Origin of the sequence: Streptomyces angustmyceticus, assembly GCF_019933235.1 — a bacterium.
GTDB lineage: Bacteria > Actinomycetota > Actinomycetes > Streptomycetales > Streptomycetaceae > Streptomyces > Streptomyces angustmyceticus.
Genome location: NZ_CP082945.1, coordinates 3,370,507 through 3,392,083, shown reverse-complemented (window position 1 = coordinate 3,392,083; position 21,577 = coordinate 3,370,507). Strand labels below are relative to the sequence as shown.

At 72.4% G+C, this 21,577-nt stretch carries 20 protein-coding genes, 1 pseudogene and 1 riboswitch; of the genes and pseudogenes, 12 read left to right on the top strand and 9 right to left on the bottom strand.

What is annotated here, in order from left to right:
- Positions 1-58: 58 nt before the first annotated feature.
- Both cdgB and K7396_RS15145 read left to right on the top strand, forming a co-directional pair.
- On the top strand, positions 59-1,735 hold the full coding sequence (gene cdgB, locus K7396_RS15150) for a diguanylate cyclase CdgB (RefSeq protein ID WP_086719104.1): 1,677 nt from the start codon (positions 59-61) through the stop codon (positions 1,733-1,735).
- A 248-nt stretch (positions 1,736-1,983) separates the two neighbouring features.
- Positions 1,984-2,892 carry a CBM35 domain-containing protein gene (locus K7396_RS15145; protein ID WP_086719103.1) on the top strand — a complete coding sequence of 303 codons (909 nt, stop codon included), beginning with the start codon at positions 1,984-1,986 and terminating at the stop codon, positions 2,890-2,892.
- A 74-nt stretch (positions 2,893-2,966) separates the two neighbouring features.
- On the opposite strand, the gene pfkB is transcribed toward K7396_RS15145, so the two are convergent.
- The 3 genes from pfkB to K7396_RS15130 all read right to left on the bottom strand — a co-directional run bounded on the left by pfkB (position 2,967) and on the right by K7396_RS15130 (position 6,260).
- Entirely contained in the window at positions 2,967-3,893 is a 927-nt protein-coding gene (gene pfkB / locus K7396_RS15140) for a 1-phosphofructokinase (RefSeq protein WP_086719102.1), read from the bottom strand.
- 190 nt (positions 3,894-4,083) lie between these two features.
- Positions 4,084-5,295, bottom strand: a complete 1,212-nt coding sequence (gene nagA, locus K7396_RS15135) for an N-acetylglucosamine-6-phosphate deacetylase (protein WP_086719101.1) — start codon at positions 5,293-5,295, stop codon at positions 4,084-4,086.
- Positions 5,295-6,260 (bottom strand): ROK family protein, encoded by a 966-nt coding sequence (locus K7396_RS15130; protein ID WP_086719100.1) that lies wholly within the window; start codon positions 6,258-6,260, stop codon positions 5,295-5,297. The genes nagA and K7396_RS15130 overlap by 1 nt, the downstream gene beginning before the upstream one ends.
- A gap of 271 nt (positions 6,261-6,531) precedes the next feature.
- On the opposite strand from K7396_RS15130, the gene K7396_RS15125 reads away from it, so the two are divergent.
- The 3 genes from K7396_RS15125 to otsB all read left to right on the top strand — a co-directional run bounded on the left by K7396_RS15125 (position 6,532) and on the right by otsB (position 9,309).
- Complete coding sequence (locus K7396_RS15125) at positions 6,532-7,800, top strand: ABC transporter substrate-binding protein (RefSeq protein WP_086719099.1); 1,269 nt, start codon at positions 6,532-6,534, stop codon at positions 7,798-7,800.
- A gap of 94 nt (positions 7,801-7,894) precedes the next feature.
- Entirely contained in the window at positions 7,895-8,230 is a 336-nt protein-coding gene (locus K7396_RS15120; protein ID WP_308686907.1) for a DUF3263 domain-containing protein, read from the top strand.
- A 173-nt stretch (positions 8,231-8,403) separates the two neighbouring features.
- A complete protein-coding gene (gene otsB, locus K7396_RS15115; protein ID WP_086721751.1) occupies positions 8,404-9,309 on the top strand; it encodes a trehalose-phosphatase in 906 nt (301 codons plus the stop codon).
- 56 nt (positions 9,310-9,365) lie between these two features.
- Here otsB and K7396_RS15110 read toward each other — a convergent pair whose 3' ends face one another.
- Complete coding sequence (locus K7396_RS15110) at positions 9,366-10,829, bottom strand: alpha,alpha-trehalose-phosphate synthase (UDP-forming) (protein WP_086721750.1); 1,464 nt, start codon at positions 10,827-10,829, stop codon at positions 9,366-9,368.
- Positions 10,830-11,361: 532 nt separating this feature from the next.
- On the opposite strand from K7396_RS15110, the gene K7396_RS15100 reads away from it, so the two are divergent.
- On the top strand, positions 11,362-12,117 hold the full coding sequence (locus tag K7396_RS15100) for a GntR family transcriptional regulator (RefSeq protein WP_086721749.1): 756 nt from the start codon (positions 11,362-11,364) through the stop codon (positions 12,115-12,117).
- 3 nt (positions 12,118-12,120) lie between these two features.
- On the opposite strand, the gene K7396_RS15095 is transcribed toward K7396_RS15100, so the two are convergent.
- On the bottom strand, positions 12,121-13,083 hold the full coding sequence (locus K7396_RS15095; protein ID WP_086721748.1) for a glucosyl-3-phosphoglycerate synthase: 963 nt from the start codon (positions 13,081-13,083) through the stop codon (positions 12,121-12,123).
- A 169-nt stretch (positions 13,084-13,252) separates the two neighbouring features.
- Positions 13,253-13,413: riboswitch (SAM riboswitch) on the top strand.
- Between the two features lie 17 nt (positions 13,414-13,430).
- Between K7396_RS15095 and thrC the strand changes: the two genes are divergently transcribed.
- The 4 genes from thrC to groL all read left to right on the top strand — a co-directional run bounded on the left by thrC (position 13,431) and on the right by groL (position 17,663).
- On the top strand, positions 13,431-14,714 hold the full coding sequence (gene thrC, locus K7396_RS15090) for a threonine synthase (protein WP_174886945.1): 1,284 nt from the start codon (positions 13,431-13,433) through the stop codon (positions 14,712-14,714).
- Between the two features lie 77 nt (positions 14,715-14,791).
- Positions 14,792-15,070, top strand: coding sequence for a MoaD/ThiS family protein (locus K7396_RS15085; RefSeq protein ID WP_086721746.1), 279 nt, complete (start codon positions 14,792-14,794; stop codon positions 15,068-15,070).
- A 423-nt stretch (positions 15,071-15,493) separates the two neighbouring features.
- On the top strand, positions 15,494-15,697 hold the full coding sequence (locus K7396_RS15080; protein WP_003986833.1) for a cold-shock protein: 204 nt from the start codon (positions 15,494-15,496) through the stop codon (positions 15,695-15,697).
- Between the two features lie 340 nt (positions 15,698-16,037).
- Positions 16,038-17,663 (top strand): chaperonin GroEL, encoded by a 1,626-nt coding sequence (groL, locus tag K7396_RS15075; RefSeq protein ID WP_086721745.1) that lies wholly within the window; start codon positions 16,038-16,040, stop codon positions 17,661-17,663.
- A gap of 106 nt (positions 17,664-17,769) precedes the next feature.
- Here the strand turns inward: groL and K7396_RS15070 are convergent, their stop codons facing one another.
- The 4 genes and pseudogenes from K7396_RS15070 to K7396_RS15055 form a co-directional block, all read right to left on the bottom strand.
- Positions 17,770-18,066 (bottom strand): hypothetical protein, encoded by a 297-nt coding sequence (locus K7396_RS15070; RefSeq protein WP_086721744.1) that lies wholly within the window; start codon positions 18,064-18,066, stop codon positions 17,770-17,772.
- 51 nt (positions 18,067-18,117) lie between these two features.
- Positions 18,118-19,167 (bottom strand): hypothetical protein, encoded by a 1,050-nt coding sequence (locus tag K7396_RS15065; RefSeq protein ID WP_152104735.1) that lies wholly within the window; start codon positions 19,165-19,167, stop codon positions 18,118-18,120.
- Between the two features lie 256 nt (positions 19,168-19,423).
- Complete coding sequence (locus K7396_RS15060) at positions 19,424-19,750, bottom strand: DUF397 domain-containing protein (protein WP_152104734.1); 327 nt, start codon at positions 19,748-19,750, stop codon at positions 19,424-19,426.
- Positions 19,734-20,574 (bottom strand): annotated as a pseudogene (locus tag K7396_RS15055) (helix-turn-helix domain-containing protein). The gene K7396_RS15060 and the pseudogene K7396_RS15055 overlap by 17 nt, the downstream one beginning before the upstream one ends.
- Positions 20,575-20,694: 120 nt before the next feature.
- Here K7396_RS15055 and K7396_RS15050 point away from each other — a divergent pair.
- Positions 20,695-20,946 (top strand): hypothetical protein, encoded by a 252-nt coding sequence (locus K7396_RS15050; protein ID WP_223659976.1) that lies wholly within the window; start codon positions 20,695-20,697, stop codon positions 20,944-20,946.
- Positions 20,946-21,176, top strand: a complete 231-nt coding sequence (locus K7396_RS15045) for a hypothetical protein (protein WP_086717140.1) — start codon at positions 20,946-20,948, stop codon at positions 21,174-21,176. The genes K7396_RS15050 and K7396_RS15045 overlap by 1 nt, the downstream gene beginning before the upstream one ends.
- The last annotated feature ends 401 nt before the right edge of the window (positions 21,177-21,577 follow it).

Below are 21,577 nucleotides of genomic sequence, written 5' to 3'. Positions count from 1 at the left end.
GGAATCGGACGACAAAGAATCGTGGAGTTTGCTGTCGAGGTCTCAGGGAGAGCGAACGATGGAGACCGAGTCGGAGCCATACGTCCGTCTTGCCACCCTGCGGCAGCTGCACCAAGTGGTCGCCGAGCTGAACACCGCGCGTAGCCTCGCGGACACCTTGCAGACGGTCGCGGACGGCGCGATCACCGGGCTCGGCTACGAGCTGGCCGCGGTCAATCTCGTCCGCCCCGACGGCGATCTCGTGGTCGCCGCGGTCGCCGGCAGCGCGGGTGCCGAGGCGCTGATGGCCGGACGGGCCGGCTCGCGCACCTCCTGGGACCGCCGGCTGGCCATGGGCGAGCGCTGGGGCGACCTGATCTTCATCCCGCACACCGAGGGCTGGGTGCTCGACGACGACGACGTGCCGCAGTGGCACACGGCCGGGCCCACGCCCCGCTTCCCCGACGAGTGGCACCCCATGGACCGCCTCTTCGCGCCCATGTACACCGCGGCCAACGGCGGCGGCGAACTCCTCGGCGTGATCTCCGTCGACCGGCCGCGCAACGGCCGGCGGCCGGGCCCCTGGGGCCAGGAGGCCCTGCAGATGTACGCCTTCCAGTCCGCCATCGCGATCAGCAACGCCCGGCTGCGGGCGAACATGCAGCGCGCGCTGGTCCGGCTGGAGCGCGAGCAGCAGGCGCTGCGGGCCAGCGAGGAGAGCTTCCGGCAGGCCTTCGAGTACGCGCCGAGCGGGATGGCCGTGGCCGAAATGGGCGGTGACCAGCACGGGCGGCTGCTACGGACCAATGACGCGCTGTGCCGGCTGCTGGGCCGCCCCGCATCCGGGATGCGCCGCTACTCCTTCTCCGACCTGGTCCACCCCGAGGACATCGGCACGCTGCTGCGCACCTCCGCCGAGGGCGGCCGCGCCGAGCTGCGGCTGGCCCGCCGGGACGGCACCTACGTGTGGGTCTCGCTGCGCAACTCCGTCGTCGCGGACACCGCCGACGGCCCCCGCTTCCTGCTCACCCACGTCGAGGACATCGAGGAGCGCAAGCGGCACGAGCTGCAGCTCGCGCACCGCGCCAGCCACGACTCGCTGACCGGGCTGCCCAACAGCGCCGAACTGCGGGCCCGGCTCGGTGCCCGGCTGTGCTCCCGCACGCCCGGCTCGATGGCGGACGCCTACGCCTCCTCGGCCGTCCTGCACACCGACCCCCACGATCCGCACGGCTTCCGGCCGGACAGCCAGGAACCGTTCGACGGGCTCGACGGCTTCGAGGGCGGGCCCCCGGCCCCGTTCGACCACCATGTCCACCTCGTCGCCCCCGCGGACGGGCCGGCCGACGACGGCTCCAAGGGGCTCGCGGTCCTCTTCTGCGACCTCGACGGCTTCAAGTCGATCAACGACCGCTTCGGGCACAACACCGGCGACGCGGTGCTGATCGAGGTCGCCCGGCGGCTGACCAGCGGCGTCCGCGACGGCGACACGGTCGCCCGGCTCGGCGGCGACGAGTTCGTGGTGCTCGCCGACGGCCTCGGCACCGCCGACGCCCAGGACCTCGCGGTCCGGCTGCGCAACGCGATCATCCCGCCGATCCGGGTGGAGGGCCGCGCGGTCCGGGTGGGCGCCAGCTTCGGCATCGGCTGGGCGAGCTGCGGGATGACGGCCGAGGAGGTGCTGGAGTCGGCCGACCAGCGGATGTACGTCGAGAAGCGCTCCCGCTCGAAGGCGGGCCGGCGGGCGGCGGGCTGAGCCGCGGGCCGGCCGGGCCCGGTGCCGCGTATCTCACACCGGGCGCGGCGCGGCCTCCACACCAGCCGTTCACCGTTCCGTAGCGATCTTGTGGCCCTCCGGGGCCGGTGTGTGGGAGCGCGGAGAGGGTAGGCTGCGCCGATGCGGCGCGGCGCCGCCGGGGGCCCGAAAGACATTCGCGCAAAGAACGACCGCGCACGCGGGAAGACGCGTACAGACGCGCACAGATCGCTTGGGAGTGACACGGAATGACGGCCGGCAACAACGGCGCGGACACGCCGGAGAACGACGACCCGTTCGGCTATCTCTACCGCTCGGAAGGCGGCGAGGGCGGCGCATCGGGCCCGTCGGGCGGCGGTCCGGCCGGGCGGCAGCCGGGTGTCCCGCGTACCTCCTACAACCAGGTGCGGGCGGTCGGCCAGCGCCAGTACGGGCAGCAGGCCCCGCAGCAGGTCACCTACGGGCAGCAGAACGCCCACTACGCCGCGCCGGAGACACTGCCCGGCGGGGACCGGGCGCGCTCCGCGGGGGGCCAGGGCAACGCCGGTCCCGAGCCGCGCCGCGGCCGCAACGGCCTGCTGATCGGCGCCGTCGCGGTGGTCGCGGTGGTGTGCATAGGCATCGGCGTCGCGATGCTCACCAACGGCAAGGACGGGCAGGACACCGCGGGCAAGCAGGGACCGGCGGCCGGTGACACGGTCAAGCCCACCGACAAGCCGGCCGGCAAGCCCAAGCCCGGCAAGCTGCCCAAGGAGGAAGCGGGCAGCCTGCGCCTCGACGGAGGGGCGACCACGGTCAAGGACGTCCCGGGCGCGCGCTCGTCCAACGGGACGTACGTGGGCGGCATGAACACCCCCGGTGCGGCGGCCACCTGGACGGTGGACGTCGACGCCCCCGGCAAGTACAAGCTCTGGGTCGGCTACGGCGTGCCCGGCAAGGACGCCAACCTCACCCTGAACGTGAACGGCACGGCGGACAGCCGGCCGATCAACATGGAGAACTTCGCGGGCGCCCCGGAAGGCGCCTGGGACAAGGGCTGGACCAAGACCTGGTCGTACGTCCAGCTCAACAAGGGCACCAACACCGTCAAGCTGTCCTGCGAGCGCGGGAACCAGTGCGACGTGAACCTCGACAAGGTGTGGCTGGCCAGGAGCTGACGCCCGGCCTCGGGCCGCGGCCCGCCCCCGCCGCTCCGGCCGTGCCGGGGCGGCGCCGCCGGAGCGGGTCCGGCTCACGCAGCCGCCGGGTGCTCCGTCACCGCCACGCCCGCCAGCAGCTCTTCGTAGGTCGCCGCGTCGAACTCGCCCGCCGCCGGGGCCCGTACGGTCGCCGCGGACAGCGCCACCGCGCGGGTCAGCCGGTCCGGCCAGGACAGCCCCTCCACCAGCCCGGACAGCAGACCGGCGACCGCGGAATCACCGGCGCCGGTCGGGTTGCCGGCGATCCGCCGCGGCGGGGCGGCCTGCCAGGCGCCGTCGGCGGTCACCGCGAGCATGCCGTCCGGGCCGAGCGAGGCGGCCACCGCGTGGGCGCCGCGGCGCCGGGCGTCGCGGGCGGCGCGCAACGGCTCGGTGCTGCCGGTGAGGGCGGCGAGTTCGTCGGCGTTGGGCTTGGCGAGGTCGGGGCGGGCGGCGAGGCCGCGGCGCAGCGGTTCGCCGCTGGTGTCCAGCAGGACCGGGACGCCGGCGCTGCGCGCGGCCCGGGTGAGCCGGGCGTAGACGTCGACCGGGACGCCCGGCGGCAGACTGCCGCACAGCGCCACCGCCCGTGCCCCGCCCAGCAGTTCGCGGTAGGTGCCGAGGAAGGTGTCCCATTCGGCGGGGGAGACGGTCGGGCCCGGCTCGTTGAGCTGGGTGGTGTCGCCGCTGCCCGCGTCCGCGACGGCGACGGTGCGGCGGGTGGCGCCGCCGACCGGCACCAGCGCGTCGGTGACCTCGGTCTCCGCGAGCAGGGCGCGCAGCGCCGCGCCGGTGCCGCCGCCCGCGAAGCCGGTGGCGACCGTGCGGTGGCCGAGGGCGGCCAGCACCCGGGCGACGTTCAGGCCCTTGCCACCGGGGCGTTCGGACACCTCGGTGACCCGGTTCGTGGCGTGGGGACGGAGCCGGGGGACGCGGTAGGTGATGTCCAGGGCGGCGTTCAGCGTGACCGTGAGGATCATGGTCGCCCCTCCGGGCAGACATGGCCGGGCGGCCGGGCGTCGGGCAACCGCGCACGGCGGTGGCATACGGACAAGTGCGCGAGCGATCATGCCATCGCCGGTGGTGATTGGCCCAGACCCGGACCCGCCACCGGACGCCCGGTGGCCGGCGCGGAGGGGGCCGCGCGGTTGCCCGCCGCCTCATGGAGCGTCAGGCGCCCGCCGGGCGCACCACCCACTCGCCCCGGCGCATGACCCCCGCCACCTCGTACGCCGCGTCCAGCACCACCAGGTCGGCGTCCTTGCCGGTCTGCAGCGAGCCGGTCCGGCCGTCGATGCCCAGGAGGCGGGCCGGGGTGGCCGAAAGCGCGTCGACGGCCTGTTCGACCGTCAGGCCGTCGACGGTGACCGCGCGCCGGAAGGCCCGGTCCAGGGTGAGGGTGGAGCCGGCGATGGAACCGGCCGTGGGGCCCTCGCTGATCCGTGCGACGCCGTCCTTGACCTCGACCCGCATCGGGCCGAGCGGGTACATCCCGTCGCTCATGCCGGCCGCGCCCATGGCGTCGGTGATGAACGCGACGCGCCCGGCGCCGGCCTCACGGAACGCCAGCTGCAGGACGGCGGGGTGCAGATGGGTGCCGTCGTTGATGAGCTCGACGGTGATCCGCTCGTCCTCCAGGAGCGCGGCGACGGGGCCGGGCGCGCGATGGCCGAGCGCGGGCATCGCGTTGAAGAGGTGGGTGGCGACGGTGGCGCCGGCGTCGATGGCCCGGCGGGTGGCGTCGTAGTCGGAGTCGGTGTGCCCGACGGCGGCGATCACTCCGGCGTCGGCGAGCAGCCGTACGGACTCCAGGCCGCCGGGCAGTTCGGGCGCGAGGGTCATCATCGAGGCGCTGCCGTGGGCGGCGCCGAGGAGCTTGCGCACGTCGGCCGGGTCCGGGTCGCGCAGCAGTTCCGGCTGGTGGGCGCCGCAGCGGTGGGCGGAGATGAACGGGCCCTCGAAGTGGATGCCGGCCAGCTCGCCCTGCTGGACCAGCTCGGCGAGCACCGCGGCCTGCCGGGCGAGGTCGGTGAGTTCGCCGGTGACGGTGGAGGCCAGCAGGGAGGTGGTGCCGTGCCTGCGGTGGGTCTCGACCGCCGTCATGCACTCCTCGGGGTCGGCGGACGAGAACGAGCCGCCGCCCCCGCCGTGCACGTGCATGTCGACGAAGCCGGGCACGACGAGGTGGCCCGTCAGGTCCACGACGCGGCCGGCCGCCGCCTCCTCCACGTCCAGGTCACGGCTGAGGACATCGCCGATCCGGCCGTCCTCGACGGTGATCCGGCCGCGCTCGACGACACCGGAGGGCCGGGCGATCCGGGCACCGGTCAGGACGGTGCGTCCGGGGGCCGGGGACCGCTGCGCGGACTGTTGCTGTGCCATCAGGCGGTTACCTCCGTGGAGAGAAGATCCCAGGCGAGCAGTCCTGCGCCCAGGCACCCGGCGGCGTCCCCCAGGGCCGCCGGAACGATCGAGGGGAGCCGCTGGAACGTAACGCGGCGGCGGACCGCTTCCCGCAGAGGTGTGAACAGCGTGTCGCCCGCCTCGGCGAGCCCGCCGCCGATGATCAGCGTCCGCGGGTCGAGCAGGGTGAGGCCGGTGACCAGGCCGTCGGCGAGGGCGTCCACGGCGTTCTGCCACACGGCGCGGGCCCGTTCGTCGCCGGACTCCACGGCCTTGGCCGCGTCCGCCGCACCGGCCCGCGGGTCCCCGCAGACCGCCGCCCAGTCCCGGCCGACCGCGGCGGCCGAGGCCACCGTCTCCAGGCAGCCGCGCCGGCCGCAGCCGCAGGCGCGCCCCCCGGGCCGTACGACGATGTGGCCGATCTCTCCCGCGCTGCCGTGCGCCCCGGCCTCGATCCGGCCGCCGATGCCGATGGCGCCCGCGATGCCCGTGCCCAGCGGCACGAACAGGAACCGGTCGGCGTCCCGGCCGGCGCCGATCCGGCCCTCGGCCAGGCCGCCGGCCCGGACGTCGTGGCCCAGGGCGACCGGCACCCCGCCGAGCCGCTCGGACAGCAGCGCCCGCATCGGTACGTCCCGCCAGCCGAGGTTCGCGGCGTAGACGGCGGTGCCGGTGTCCTCGTCGACGATCCCGGGGACCGCGACGCCGGCCGCCGCGGCGGGGGCGCCGTAGCGTGCCGCGCCGAGGTCGCGCAGCTCGGCGGCGAAGCCGAGGACGGCCTCGACCACCGCGTCGGGGCCCCGCTCGCGGCCGGTGGGGCGGCGTGCCTCGTGCAGCAGGACGGGCGGACCGGCGGACGCCTCGCCGGAAGGCGCCGTGTCCACCCCTACGAGGGCGGCTTTCATTCCGGTGCCGCCCACATCGAGCGCGATGACGTGTCTCACGGGAACAGTTTCGCGCGATCCGCCCAGAAAGGTCTAGTCCACTCACCGGTGGGATCGCGCGGAGAACGACCCGGCCCGCGCGCGGGACGCGGCCCGCGGCCCGGTACTTCCGCGAACCGGGGGGTGGTGTAGACCTTGTAAAGGGCGCGGGGGACACTTCGGTACGGGACACGGGGGAAACCCGCTGTTCACGCCGTTGGAGGGGGACCCCTGAGACGGCAGGGTCCACGACCCGGCAAGCACGGATTTCAGGAAAAGGGCGGTAACAGCGGTGCAGCGGCGGTACTTGAGCCTGGCGGCGGCAATCGCCACCACCATGACGCTGACGCTTACCGGCTGCGGCAGCGGCACCGGTAGCGGCGACGACGTCACTCTCAAACTGGTCGCGGCGGACTACGGCGACAGCAAGTCCAACGGCTCCCAGCACTACTGGGACGAACTCGCCGGCGCCTTCGAGAAGAAGCACCCCGGCATCAAGGTCGACGTCGACGTCTACAGCTGGACGGACGTCGACAAGAAGGTCGAGGACATGGTCAAGGACGGCCACGCCCCCGACCTCGCCCAGATCGGCGCCTACGCCGACTACGCCGCCAAGGGCCAGCTCTACAGCGCCGACCAGCTGCTCTCCATCCCCGTCCAGGCCGACTTCACCCCCTCCCTCGCGGAGGCCGGCGAGTACAAGCGCGTCCAGTACGGCATGCCCTTCGGCGCCAGCACCCGGCGGCTCTTCTACAACAAGAAGCTCTTCGCCCAGGCCGGCATCGCCTCCCCGCCGCAGGACTGGGACGACATCGCCCACGACGCGGAGCTGCTGAAGGCGCACGGCGTCTCGATGCCGTTCGCGCTGCCGCTGGGCCCGGAGGAGACCCAGGCCGAGACGCTGCAGTGGATGCTCAGCGGTGGCGGCGGCTACACCGACAGCATCGGCAAGTACACGATCGACTCGCCGGAGAACGTCAAGACCTTCACCTGGCTCCAGAAGAACCTCGTCGCCAAGGGCCTGACCGGCACCGACCCGGCCAAGCTGAACCGGGCGGCGGCCTTCCAGGGCTTCGCCGACGGCAAGGTCGGCATGCTCAACGGCCACCCCACCCTGATGAAGCAGGCCGGGGCCAAGGGCATCGACTACGGCAGCGTCGAGCTGCCCGGCACCAACGGCAAGGCCAAGAACACCATGGGCGTCGCCGACTGGATGATGGCCTTCAAGCAGGGCGGCCACCGCGCCCAGGTCGGCAAGTTCCTCGACTTCGTCTACAGCGACAAGAACGTCGAGAAGTTCTCCGCCGAGTACGGCCTGCTGCCGGTCACCACCTCCGCCTCCGAGGCGATGCAGGCCGACGACACCTACGCCAAGCTGCACGGCTTCCTCAAGCAGCTCCCCAACGCCGAGTTCTACCCGGCGAACAAGACCTCCTGGCCGCTCATCTCCAAGACCGTCAAGGCCAAGATGGGCGCCGCGGTCGACCCCAGGGGCAACCCCGCCGGGGTGCTCACCGACATCCAGAACACGGCGGACGCGGCGGACAACACCGGCGAATGACGGAGGCGGCGCGGGCACCCGGACCGGCGGCCGGCCCCGCTCCGGCGGTGGCCGGCCGGGCCCTGTCCGACCGTGCGCTTATCGTGGAAGCGTGATGAGCAGCGGTACGGAGGGCACGGGCGGCCCGGCAGGTCCGGGCGGCGGCCCCGGCACCGGCGAGAGCCCCGCGGGTCCGGGCGTCGGCAGCGGTACGGACGAGAGCCCCGCCGGCCTGTCCGCCCGCGACGAGGCGGTGCTCGCCGTCGAACGCCGCTCCTGGCCGGGCCCCGGCCCCAAGGAACGTGCCGTCCGCGAGCAACTGGGCATCTCCCCGACCCGCTACTACCAGCTCCTCAACGCCCTCCTGGACGACCCCCGCGCCCTCGCCCACGACCCGGTCACCATCAACCGCCTGCGCCGCGTCCGCGACGCCCGCCGCGGCCGCCGGTGAGATGCGCGGCGGCGGAGCGCGAAGCCCGTCCCGCCCTGTCCGGCTGACGCGTGCGCCCGCCGGGCCCCCGCCGACGTGTGCGCCCGCCGCGCCCCGATGCCCCGGCGGACCGCCCGCCGACGATAGCCGGGAGCTACCCCCGGTGCCCGCCCCGCCCCGGTAGGGTCGGCGCCATGGGCAGCCCCCCGAACGCCGCGCCGCACTCCCAGCCGACTCCCGGCCCCCTGCCGACACCGCGTACCCCCGCCGGCCGCGACGGCCTCGCCGCGCTGCTGGCCCACCCCGAACGCACCGTCGTCGCCCTCGACTTCGACGGCACCCTCGCCGACATCGTCCCCGACCCGGAGAAGGCCCGCGCCCATCAGGGCGCCGTCGCCGCCCTCGGCCGCCTGGTGCCGCGGCTGCGCGCCGCCGCGGTGATCACGGGCCGCCCGGCCACCGTCGCGGTCCGCCTCGGCGGCTTCGCCGACGTACCGGGCCTGGACCACCTCACCGTCCTCGGCCACTACGGCGCCGAGCGCTGGGAGGCCGCCACCGGCACCGTCCACGCACCCGCCCCGCACCCCGGCGTCGCCGCCATACAGGCCGAACTCCCCGGCGTCCTGGACGCGTCCGGCGTCTGGCACGGCACCTGGGTCGAGACCGCCGTCGAGCGCAAGGGCGGCCGCGCCATCGCCGTCCACACCCGCCGCGCCACCGACCCCCAGGGCGCCTTCGACCAGCTGCGCGGCCCGCTCACGGCGCTCGCCGAACGCCACGGCCTGATCGTCGAACCGGGCCGCCTCGTCCTGGAACTCCGCCCGCCCGGCATGGACAAGGGCGTCGCCCTGGCCGACTGGATCCGCGAGACCGGCGCCACCACCGTCCTCTACGCCGGTGACGACCTGGGCGACCTGGCCGCCTTCGCCGCCGTCGAGAAGCTCCGCTCCGACGGCCTCCACGGCGTCCTGGTGTGCAGCGGCAGCAACGAGGTCACCGAACTCGCCGACCGCGCCGACCTGGTGGTCGACGGCCCCACCGGAGTCGTCGGCCTGCTCGCCGCCCTGGCCGATCACCTGGGGGAGGGCCGGGAGGTCTAGAACCCGACGACAGGGGCCGGGCCCGCCGCGACTCGCCGGCCGCCGTCAAGGAGTCCTCAGGACGTGGCTCGCTTGGGGGTGGTCTCCCTCAGAGCCTGCAACTGGTCCAGGAACCACTGCGCCGGCGGCAGCGCCGTGGCGGCGGCGGCCAGCCGGGCCGTGCGTTCGCGGCGCTCCCCGGCCTCCATCGACAGCGCCGCGTCCAGCGCCCGCGCGGTGCCGACGATGTCGTACGGATTGACCGTCAGGGCGGCGTCGCCCAGCTCCTCGTGGGCGCCGGCCTCCCGGGAGAGCACCAGCGCACAGCCCTGCTCGGAGATCACCGGGATCTCCTTCGCGACGAGGTTCATGCCGTCCCTGATCGGGTTGACCAGCGCCACGTCGGCCAGCCGGTACGCGGCCAGCGAGCGCGCGAAGTCGTCCTTCACATGCAGGACGACCGGCTGCCAACGGTCCGTGCCGTACTCGGCGTTGATCTCCTCGGCCAGCCGGCCGACCTCCGCCGTGTACTCCCGGTAGACCGCCAGGTCCTGGCGCGAGGGATAGGCGAAGGCGAGATGGACCACCCGCTCGCGCCACTCCGGCCGGTCCGCCAGCAGCTCCCGGTAGGCGAGCAGCCCCCGCACGATGTTCTTCGACAGCTCGGTCCGGTCCACCCGGACGACGGTCCGGCGCGGCGTCCCGTCGGGGGCCGTGCCGATCTGCTCCCGCAGCGCGGCCAGGCGTTCGTCGACGTCCGGCCGCCCCGACCGCTCCCGCAGGAACCCGGCGTCCGCCCCGAGCCCGTGCACACCGATCACGGTGTCGCCGATGCCGCCGACCGCCTCCGCGCAGCAGGCGCGGAACGCGTCCGCCCAGCGGTGGGTGAGGAACCCCAGCCGGTCGGCGCCCAGCATGCCGCGCAGCAGTTGCCCGGCGATGTCGTCCGGCAGTATCCGGAAGTACTCCGGCGGCGCCCACGGCGTGTGCGAGAAATGGGCGATCCGCACGTCCGGCCGCAGCTCCCGCAGCACCCCCGGGACCAGGGACAGGTGGTAGTCCTGCACCAGCACCGCCGCGCCCTCGGCCGCCTCGTCGGCGAGCGCCCGGGCGAAGGCGCGGTTGTAGGACTCGTACGCCGCCCACCGGTCCCGGAACTCCGCGTCGAAGGCCGGCTCCAGCGGGGTCTGGTAGAGCATGTGGTGGACGAACCACAGCACGGAGTTCGCGATGCCGTTGTAGGCCGCGGCCTGCACCTCGGCCGGAATGTCCAGCATCCGGACGCGCTGTCCACCGGTGTCGGCCGGATCCAGCGCACCACCCGTCCGCCGTACGGCCTCCCGGTCGCCCTCCCCGAGCGCGGCACACACCCACACCGCGTCAGCATCGGGCCCGATGGCCGACAGCCCGGACACCAGCCCGCCCCCGCCCCGCTTGGCGGTGAGCGTGCCGTCCTCCGCCAGGCCGTACGAGACCGGCCCGCGATTGGACGCCACAAGAACCTCGGCCCCCACAGGGGCCGCACTGCGCTCGGACACCATGTCGCGACACTAACCCGCCACAGATCCGCGCAAACGTACGGAAGCGGCCAAGGGGCCTGGGCGGGGGCGCGCCTCTCAGCCGTCGCCCGTCCGGAACGCGGCGTGGTGCCACGAGAGTTCATCCTCCGCGGGTTCCGGATGCCCACAGCCGAGACGGTCGCCCCTGCTGCGCGAGATGCGCAGCGTGTCGCCGAGCGCCCCCGTCAAGCAACCGGCCAGAAAGCGCACTTCGGGCGGGGTGGCCCCGTCCTCGCGGAGGAGAGCGCGGGCGTGCCCCAGCAGGATCTCGGCGGAGGCGAGCTGGGCGCGCTCGACGGCGTCCGCTTGCCGGGTGACCGGGCCGTCCCCTCGGAGAGCAGGTAGCAGGGCTTCCCCTCCGGACTCGACCAGGGAAGCAGGCGTGGACGCGCAGGAGGCGTCATGTCGACTTCAGTTCTCTAGAGATGTTGAGCCTCTTGGGATGGGTGGTGATGCCGTGGCACTCGAACAGATCTCTAGGATGTCTAGAGATCGCCAGGAGGGATGCGTCGCCATGGCCGCACAGGAGAACTCGTCGCCCAAGTACCGGCGGATCGCCGATGCTCTGAAGCGGGCGATCGCAGAGGGGGAGTTCCGGCCCGGCGACCGGCTGCCCGGGGAGAACGAGCTGATGGACCGGCACGGCGTCGCGCGGATGACGGCGCGACAGGCACTCGGCGTGCTCACCTCGGAGGGGCTGGCCGAGGCCCGCAAGGGTGCCGGGGTCTTCGTGCGGGCGTTCCGGCCGATCCGGCGCCGTGGGGTCCCGCGCCTGGCCCGCGAGCAATGGGGCGAGGGGAGGTCGGTCTGGTCGGCCGATGTCCCGGGCCGTGACCTCGTGGTGGACGAGGTCACGGTCGACGAGGAACCGGCGACCGAGAGCGTCGCCGAGCAGCTCGGCCTGGCGCCCGGGGACCCGGTGATCGTGCGGCGGCGCCGGTTCGTGCTCGACGGCAAGCCGGTGTTGCTGTCCGTCTCCTTCCTCCCCGCTGTCCTTGTCGCGGGATCGGCGATCGTGCAGCCGGACACCGGGCCGGGCGGCGTCTACGCCCGGCTCGCCGAGCTGGGCGCGGGGCCCGCCCGCTTCCGGGAGGAGGTGCGGTCGCGCATGCCGGCGCCGGAAGAGGCCCGCCGTCTGCACCTTCCGGCGGGTACGCCCGTCGTCCTCATCAGCCGGACGGCCAGTGCCGCCGACGGGCGCACGGTCGAGGTCAACGAGATGATCCTCGACTCGTCCGCCTACGTGCTGGAGTACGACTTCGACGCCTGACCCTCACGCCGCCCGGCGTGCCGTGTACTCCGGGATGTCGGTCATCGGGGGGCGTTCCTCGGTGTCGACGTCCGTCGTCCGGGGGACGAAGGTCTGGTCGACGCGGTCGAACTGGGTGAGGCGGGGGCGGACCAGGTGGCCGCGGGCCAGGCGGAGTTGGGCGGTGCGGTAGATGGCGGCGGCCATCCGGCCGAGGGCCTGGCCGTCCTGGTGGCGGTGTTTGCGGACGCCGACGTCGACCTGGGCGAGGGCGTCGAGGCCGACGGTGTGCAGGGCGTCGACGAGCAGGCCGAGCTCGACGCCGTAGCCGACCGGGAACGGCAGGCGCTCCAGGAGGGAGCGGCGGGCCGCGTACTCGCCGCCGAGGGGCTGGACGAAGCCGGCCAGCTGCGGCCAGTGGAGGTTGAGGAGCGGGCGGGCGACCAGCTCGGTGACCCGGCCGCCCTGGCCGGCGCCGGCGTCCTGGGCGCCGGTCTCCAGCGGGCGGTCGTACATCGCCTTCACGAACTGGACGTCCGGCTCCGTCAGCAGCGGGCCGATGATCCCGGAGACGAAGGAGGCGGAGAACTCGCGCAGGTCGGCGTCGATGAAGCAGATGAGGTCGCCGGTGGTGGCCAGCAGGGAGCGCCACAGCACCTCGCCCTTGCCGGGGAGGGCGGGCAGCCGCGGCAGGACGCTGTCGCGGTGGACGACCCGGGCTCCGGCCGCCGCGGCGACCTCGGCGGTGCGGTCGGTGGAGCCGGAGTCCAGCACCACCAGCTCGTCGACGAGCGGGACCGGGCCGGTCATCAGCTCGGCGCGGATCACCGCCACGATCGCCCCGACGGTGGCCTCCTCGTCGAGCGCCGGCAGGACGACGCTGACCGTGCGGCCCGTCTGGCGCTTCGCCTCCAGCAGCTGTTCCAGCGGGCGGTCCGCGGCGGACCAGGAGCGGCTGCGCAGCCAGCCCTCCACCTCTTCCAGCACGTCTACGACTCCTCGGTCGCCGCCGGTGGGCGGCCTCTGTGATCCATCTCGCGGTTCGGACGACTATCTCAACCGTCAGTGCCTTCGGTTACAGTCTTGAACAACGCGGATGACCGTCGCATGTCGGGGTCCGCGCCACAAACGCCTGGGTTTCGGCCCAGCGCCATACCGCTCATCCAGAGGGGCAGAGGGATACGGCCCGTTGAAGCCCCGGCAACCCTCCAGCCGGTCTTGCCGCACGGACGATGATCGTCCCCGCGCGCGAGGCTCCCGGCTAGGGAAGGTGCCAAATCCGTCTCGTGGCGAGATTCGCCGCGAGGAAGATGAGGAGAAAGGGCCTCGCCTCCATGGCTGTGCAAGTCACCGAAAACACCCCCACCGTCGCTCTGGGCCCCGCTGTCGCCCTGTCCTGCCGCGAGTGCGGGCAGCGCAACCCGCTCGGCCCGATCTTCGCGTGCCAGGACTGTTTCGGGCCGCTCGAAGTCGCGTACGACCTGCCGAGCGGCGACCCCGAGAGCCTGCGGAAGCAGATCGAGGCCGGTCCGGACAACATCTGGCGCTACGCCCCGCTGCTGCCCGTCCCCGCCGACGTGGCCGACAAGCCCAACCTGAACCCCGGCTTCACCAAGCTGGTCAAGGCCGACCGGCTCGCCGCCGAGCTGGGCGTCACCGGCGGTCTGTACGTCAAGGACGACTCCGGCAACCCGACGCACTCCTTCAAGGACCGCGTCGTGGCGATCGCCGTCGAGGCCGCCCGCGCCTTCGGCTTCACCACGCTGTCCTGCTCCTCGACCGGCAACCTCGCCGGCGCGGTCGGCGCCGCGGCGCGCCGGGCCGGCTTCAAGTCCTGCGTGTTCATCCCGCACGACCTGGAGGCCGGCAAGGTCGTCATGGCCGCGGTCTACGGCGGTGACCTGGTCGGCATCGAAGGCAACTACGACGACGTCAACCGCTTCTGCTCGGAGCTCATCGGCGACCCGCTGGGCGAGGGCTGGGGCTTCGTCAACGTCAATCTGCGCCCCTACTACGGCGAGGGTTCCAAGACGCTCGCCTACGAGATCTGCGAGCAGCTGGGCTGGCGGCTCCCGGACCAGATCGTCATCCCGATCGCGTCCGGCTCGCAGCTCACCAAGATCGACAAGGGGCTCAAGGAGCTGATCGCCCTCGGCCTGGTCGAGGACAAGCCGTACAAGATCTTCGGCGCCCAGGCGGAGGGCTGCTCGCCGGTGTCCGCGGCCTTCAAGGCCGGGCACGACGTGGTCCGGCCGCAGAAGCCGAAGACCATCGCCAAGTCGCTGGCGATCGGCAACCCGGCCGACGGCCCCTACGTGCTCGACATCGCCCGGCGCACCGGCGGCGCGGTCGAGGACGTCGACGACGAGCAGGTCGTGGACGCGATCAAGCTGCTGGCCAGGACGGAGGGCATCTTCGCGGAGACCGCGGGCGGCGTGACCGTCGGTGTGACCAAGAAGTTGATCGAGGAGGGTCTGCTCGACCCGTCCCTGACCACCGTCGTCCTCAACACCGGTGACGGCCTCAAGACGCTGGACGCGGTCGCCCCGACCTCCGGGCCCACGGCCACGATCCGTCCGGACCTGGACGCGTTCCGCGCGGCCGGCCTGGCCGGCTGAGGCCGCCGGTCCCGTCCGCGCACGGGGCCGCGCCACCGCCCCCGCACTCGTACTCCGCACCACCGGAAGGCATCACCATGAGCGTCAAGGTCCGCATCCCCACCATCCTCCGTACGTACACCGGCGGTCAGGCCGAGGTCGCCGCCGAGGGCGCGACCCTCTCCGAGGTGATCGCCGACCTGGAGCAGAACCACCAGGGCATCGCGGCCCGTGTGCTGGACGACGCCGGCAAGCTGCGCCGCTTCGTGAACGTGTACGTCAACGACGACGATGTGCGCTTCGAGCAGGGCCTGGAGACGCCGACCCCCGACGGCGCGGGCGTCTCCATCATTCCGGCGGTGGCCGGCGGGTGCTGATTTGCGCCAACTCTTCTCCTGCTTGACCGGAATTGCCCCGTCCGCCAGAAAGCGGACGGGGCAATTCCATGTTGTTAAAGGGGATACCATTGAGGTGATACCCCGGCGCTATCGCGCATGCGTGTGCCGAACGCATATGAGAACGGGGTCAGTTGTGCCCAAAGTGTGCGCAGCATTTGTCGCTTAAGTGCGCTATGCCCGGCCCGGCTTGCCCGGGAGAACCGGGATTTCACCTGATATTGCCGATTCCCCGGCCCCAGAATTCTCGTCCGATTGACCTGTTGCGCTGGGCATCTGTGCAGATACATTCAGCGGCGGTCGACGCGTTCCGGCGCACACCCCACGGGCCTTTCGCGGGGTGAGGTCTGACCCGGGTCCGCGGAGTGCGGTCCTGCGCAAGGGCCAGTAATAGGGGAGTTAGGCATGGCTCAGGGCACCGTCAAGTGGTTCAACGCGGAGAAGGGGTACGGCTTCATCGCGGTCGACGGTGGTGCGGATGTTTTCGTCCACTACAGCGCGATCCAGATGGACGGCTACCGCACCCTTGAGGAGGGTCAGCGGGTCGAGTTCGAGATCTCGCAGGGCCAGAAGGGGCCGCAGGCGGACATGGTCCGGGTGGCCGGCTGAGGCGCCGACCGACTGCTGCGTCGTGAAGGCCCGCACCCCGCGAGGGGTGCGGGCCTTCTGCTGTCCGCCGGCGGTCGCGGGCGCCCGTCCCGGGGTGCCCGCTCGCACCCGCCGGACGGCCGCCGCCGGGAGACGCATCCATGAAGCCGCCTTGCACTCGCGGGGTGCGAGTGCTAATCATTGCGTTAGCACTCTCCCAGTGAGAGTGACAATGAAGGACCGGGTCGGTGAGGCCCGTAGGCCGGGTGGGGCAAGGAACCGCCGCGGGTCTGCAGGTCGTCCGTCGCGGGCGCCAGCGCGGTCCGGAGCAATCCACCCCAGTCCGGGAGGACCACTTCACATGGCCAAGATCATCGCGTTCGACGAGGAGGCACGGCGCGGTCTCGAGCGCGGGATGAACCAGCTCGCCGACGCCGTCAAGGTCACCCTCGGCCCCAAGGGCCGCAACGTCGTCCTCGAGAAGAAGTGGGGCGCCCCCACGATCACCAACGATGGTGTGTCCATCGCCAAGGAGATCGAGCTCGAGGACCCGTACGAGAAGATCGGCGCCGAGCTGGTCAAGGAGGTCGCGAAGAAGACGGACGACGTCGCCGGTGACGGCACGACGACCGCGACCGTCCTGGCCCAGGCTCTGGTCCGCGAGGGCCTGCGCAACGTCGCCGCCGGCGCCAACCCGATGGCCCTCAAGCGCGGCATCGAGCGCGCCGTCGAGGCCGTCTCCGCCGCCCTGCTGGAGCAGGCCAAGGACGTGGAGACCAAGGAGCAGATCGCTTCGACCGCCTCCATCTCCGCCGCCGACACCCAGATCGGCGAGCTGATCGCCGAGGCCATGGACAAGGTCGGCAAGGAAGGCGTCATCACCGTCGAGGAGTCCCAGACCTTCGGTCTGGAGCTGGAGCTCACCGAGGGTATGCGCTTCGACAAGGGCTACATCTCGGCGTACTTCGCGACCGACATGGAGCGCATGGAAGCCGCGCTCGACGACCCGTACATCCTGATCGTCAACTCCAAGATCAGCAGCGTGAAGGACCTGCTGCCGCTCCTGGAGAAGGTCATGCAGTCCGGCAAGCCGCTGCTGATCATCGCCGAGGACGTCGAGGGCGAGGCCCTGTCGACCCTGGTCGTCAACAAGATCCGTGGCACCTTCAAGTCCGTCGCCGTCAAGGCCCCGGGCTTCGGTGACCGCCGCAAGGCCATGCTCGGCGACATCGCCATCCTCACCGGTGGCACGGTCATCTCCGAGGAGGTCGGCCTCAAGCTGGAGAACGCCGGTCTGGAGCTCCTCGGCCGCGCCCGCAAGGTCGTCATCACCAAGGACGAGACCACCATCGTCGACGGTGCCGGTGACAGCGAGCAGGTCCAGGGCCGCGTCAACCAGATCCGCGCCGAGATCGAGAACAGCGACTCGGACTACGACCGCGAGAAGCTCCAGGAGCGTCTGGCGAAGCTGGCCGGCGGCGTGGCCGTCATCAAGGCCGGTGCCGCCACCGAGGTCGAGCTCAAGGAGCGCAAGCACCGCATCGAGGACGCCGTTCGCAACGCGAAGGCGGCCGTCGAGGAGGGCATCGTCGCCGGCGGTGGCGTGGCCCTGCTGCAGGCTTCCTCGGTCTTCGAGAAGCTGGAGCTCGACGGTGACGAGGCCACCGGCGCCAACGCCGTGAAGCTCGCCCTGGAGGCCCCGCTCAAGCAGATCTCCGTCAACGGCGGCCTTGAGGGCGGCGTTGTCGTGGAGAAGGTGCGCAACCTGCCCGTGGGTCACGGCCTCAACGCCGCGACCGGCGACTACGTCGACATGATCGCCGAAGGCATCATCGACCCGGCCAAGGTCACGCGCTCCGCGCTGCAGAACGCCGCCTCCATCGCGGCGCTCTTCCTCACCACCGAGGCCGTCATCGCCGACAAGCCGGAGAAGGCCGCTGCCGCGGGCGCTCCGGGCGGCATGCCGGGCGGTGACATGGACTTCTGATCCCCCGCGGATCAGACGCTGGTCCTCCCGGACCGCACGTCCAGACGTACGTCGGGGCGGCACCTCCTTCACGGGGGTGCCGCCCCGGCGGCGTTTTCGGGGGTCTCTATCGACGGCGGACGATGAGGCAGCCCGCGAGGCTCAGGGCCCCCGCCACGGACAGCGCTGCCGCGCCGCAGAGGGTGGCCGGTGCGGGCGGGGCGTCGCGGTCGAGGGTGCTTTCGAAGACGACCTGGGTCAGGACATTGCCGTGCGGCCCGGAGCCGTGCAGCGCGGGCAGCGGCGGGAACGGGGGCGGCGTCTCGCCCCACAGGATCAGTGCCACCCCGCCGGCGGCCAGTACGAGAACCGCGAGGGCCACGATCAGCCTGGCGCGCCAGGGGCGCCGTAATCGGATCAGCATGGCGCCGACCCTACCGACCGCCACTGACAGCCGCGCCCCGGTGCGGCGGGATCACGGTCGGCCGGTGGCGGGCTTGCCGCCGCTGGATGCCGGTGGCCGTGCGACCGCGCGCAGACCCTCCACACGGGCGCGGACCTGTGCGGCCGTCGCCTCCCCCGCGCGACGCCGCCGGTCGTCCGGTGGAGCCTCGCCCCGGCACGGGCCGCAGATGCCCCCGGGGAGCGCGGCGGGCCGCCCCGGGGTACGGCAGACGGTGCACTCCATGATCCTCAGGGGCCCGGAAGACGGCTCACGGGCCCGGCCCGGCTCAGCGGTCTCGGGCGGCATTTTGGCGAGCAGCCGGGAGCGGGCGAGCCGGCCCGGGTGGTGGATGTGCGGCGGCAGCCCGGGGGTCAGGGCGGACAGGGGCTGGTCGCGGGTCGCGCCGCGCGCCAGCCATTCCTCCGCGAACGCTTCGAGGGACGCGCAGTCGTCGGCGGACAGCGTCATACGGGGTTCGGCACGGCCGAGAGCGGCGAGGGCGGCGTAGCCGGGGGATCGCGGTCGGCGGGCGCGGTCGTGGGTGCGGTCGTGGGTGTGTGGGCCCTCCGGGCGCGGTGGACCGGCGGTGGGAGGTGGGGCGGAGGCGGATGGCGGGTGCGGGACGGAGGCGGGTGGCCGGTGCGGGGCGGCACCGTCCTCGTCGGTCGACGGAACGTTCCCGGCGCATAAGGCCATCCACCAGGCGTCGTCCCGTGGCGTGCGCGAGAAGTACGTACGCGTCACCCAGAGCGGACTGCCGCCGTCACTCGTGTGTGTCTCGGTGACCCGCCGCAGATGACCGGCCTCCGAGAGACGGCGGAGCGCGGTCCGCAGGGCGCACTGCCCGTAGTCCGGCAACACCTTGGCCAGCGTCTTCACGGAGATGTCGGCACCCTCGGGCAGCCGGTCGAGGTAGGCGGCGATGGACGCCTCACGACGGGGGAGGTGCGCGAAGTCGCCGGGCCGGGAGGGGCGTTGTGCGGGCGCTGCGCGCTTGCCGTAGCCGGGGCGGGCGGAGGGGTGGTCGCGGTGGGGGCGTGCGGACGCGCACGGGGCAGCGTTAGAGTCTTCGGAAGCCACGAGATCGCCTTTTCGATCTTGATGGTCAGACCCCGGTCGGTGTTGGTAGCACCTGCCGGGGTTGTTTGTTGCTGGGCACGCTAGACCGGGGCGACGTGATGTCGCAAGCCGGTCACGGAATGTCATCCGCGCTGGTGCGTGCGGGAGTTGGCGGCTCGGGGGAGGGTGGGTGGGTTACTTCCGTCCACCCGTTCCTTGGAAAGAGGGCTCGGGGTCCGCGGCTTGAGCCCCGGGCCCCGAGCGGGCGTCGCGCGCCCTAGAGGGAGCTGGACTTGATGCCCTCGATGAACGCTTCCCACGCCGGTGCCCGGAACGCGAGCGCCGGACCGTCCGGGTCCTTGGAGTCACGGACGGGCACGATGCCGGGGTGGTCGTCGGAGACCTCCAGGCAGTCGCCGCCTTCGCCGCCGCTGTGGGTGGACTTGCGCCAGGTGGCGACCTCTAGGCAGTTGCCACCTTCGCCGCCGCTGTAGCTGGACTTGTGCCAGGTGGCGATTTCGAGGCAGTTGCCACCGTCGCCGCCGCTGTAGCTGGACTTGTGCCAGGTGGCGGTGCTCAGGTCGTACTCAGGGCTGATCTTCATGCGCGTAATCCTCCGCCACTGATTCGATCAGGGCCAGGGAATCTTGGGGTGACAGTGCGCTGGCCCCTACCAAATCGTAGGCCAGTGCGTGGCGGGCGACGATCGCCGGACCGTCCTCAAGCAACCCCATTTCTGGACCTTCGATGTACGCGAGCGAAGGAGCGTCGGTGAACGCCATCAACTTGAGCGCGCTGATCATGGCCGCATGGCCCCCTGCGCTGAACGGCAACACCTGCACGATGACCCGATGCTTCCGGATCAACTCCGCCATGTGCCACAACGCCTCCGCCATCACCACCGGGCCGCCGGTCTTGCGGCGCAACACGGCCTCGTCCAGCACCACCCACAACAACGGGGTTGTTGGATGGTCGAGAAGGTGCGCGCGTTCGAGTCGTGCCGTGACCGTCTCCTCGATCACGTCTTCCGGCGCCGTCGGCTGGTAGGCGCGGCAAACCGCCCCACGCGTACGCCTTCGTCTGCAACAGCCCCGGAATCAGTTGCGGCGCGTACTCCTTGATGGTGGTGGCGATGGCTTCCGCCTCCGCCGCCTCCGCGAAGTGATCCGGGTATTTGGACTTCGTCGCGGCCTCGCAGTTACGGGTGAAGTAGCCGTCCGTCCCGAGGATCTCGTCGATCTTCACGGCGTACTCCATCTGCATCCGCCGCGTTCCCGCCTCCAGCTGGCCGATGAACGACCCGCTGACGAAGAGGGGGCTGCCGAGTTCTTCCTGGGTGAGGCCCGCCTCGTCGCGCTTGTGGCGTAACTCCGCGCCGAGCATGGCGCGGGGTGACGAGGACGGGTCGAGGGGTTTGGGTCCGGGTATCGCAGCAACTCCCTGTTACACACGATCGGTTGTTGGGTCTGCGCCTCTATGCAGGCTAGACCCGTAGTGGCCACGCTGTGTGCGCAATGGCAACACTCAGTGTGGAAGGTGATGGGGCGAATGCTGACGGCGCGTGAGCGGGTGCGGCAGGCGGAGGGCGTCATGGCGGAACTTCGGACCGCACTCCGGGCGGTGGGGATCACCCTGCCCTCCCTCGGTGTCGACCCGGTGTCCTGCGCGAGCGCCCATATGGCGCCGCTGGTCGAGCTGGGGCGCTGCAATCTGGACACGGCGCGGCGGCTCGCCGGCGTACTGGCGGACTACGCCCGGGTCGCGGTGCCGGGACACGGCGAGGAGGGGCCACGGCCGTGATGCCGACGCCCGGAAGCTTTGCGGTGGACGGGCGGGACGGCCGCGTCGGGCTGGTCGTCGGCGTGGCCGTCGGAAGCGTCGTCGGCAACGAGGGGGCGTTGGTGCGGCTCCGGCCTCCCGGGGGTGGGATGCCGTGGGACTGCCCGGCACACGCGCTGTGCGCCGCCCCGCCGTCCGCCGTATTGGCGGCCCGCGTCAGGGAGCTGAACTGGCAGAGCCGGATGCCGTGAGGGGTGGGCCGCCACCCGTGCGGATGTACGGCTGACGGCAGTACGGTCGGCTGCCGGTGTGGGGGCGTGCGGGCATGCCGGGACTCGGGCCGCTGGTTGAGTGCGGGCGGGGGCGTGGGCGGCGTGCGAGGGGTGCCGGGTTGCGTAAGTGCTGAACACGGGTGGGAACGGGGTGGACGGCTCGGGGGAGCGGCGTGGGTCGCCGGCCACGGGTGGCTGTGCGCCGGTGCGATAGCCCGGCCCCGAGCATGGCGCGGGGTGACGAGGGCGGGGGTGAGAAGCCGGGGCGTGGGTGTTTTGGCAACTCCCTGTTACACACGATCGGTTGTTGGATATGCGTCTCTCTGCAGGCTGAGCCGGTAACAGCCACGCTGTGTGCACGACGGGGGCACCCAGCGTGG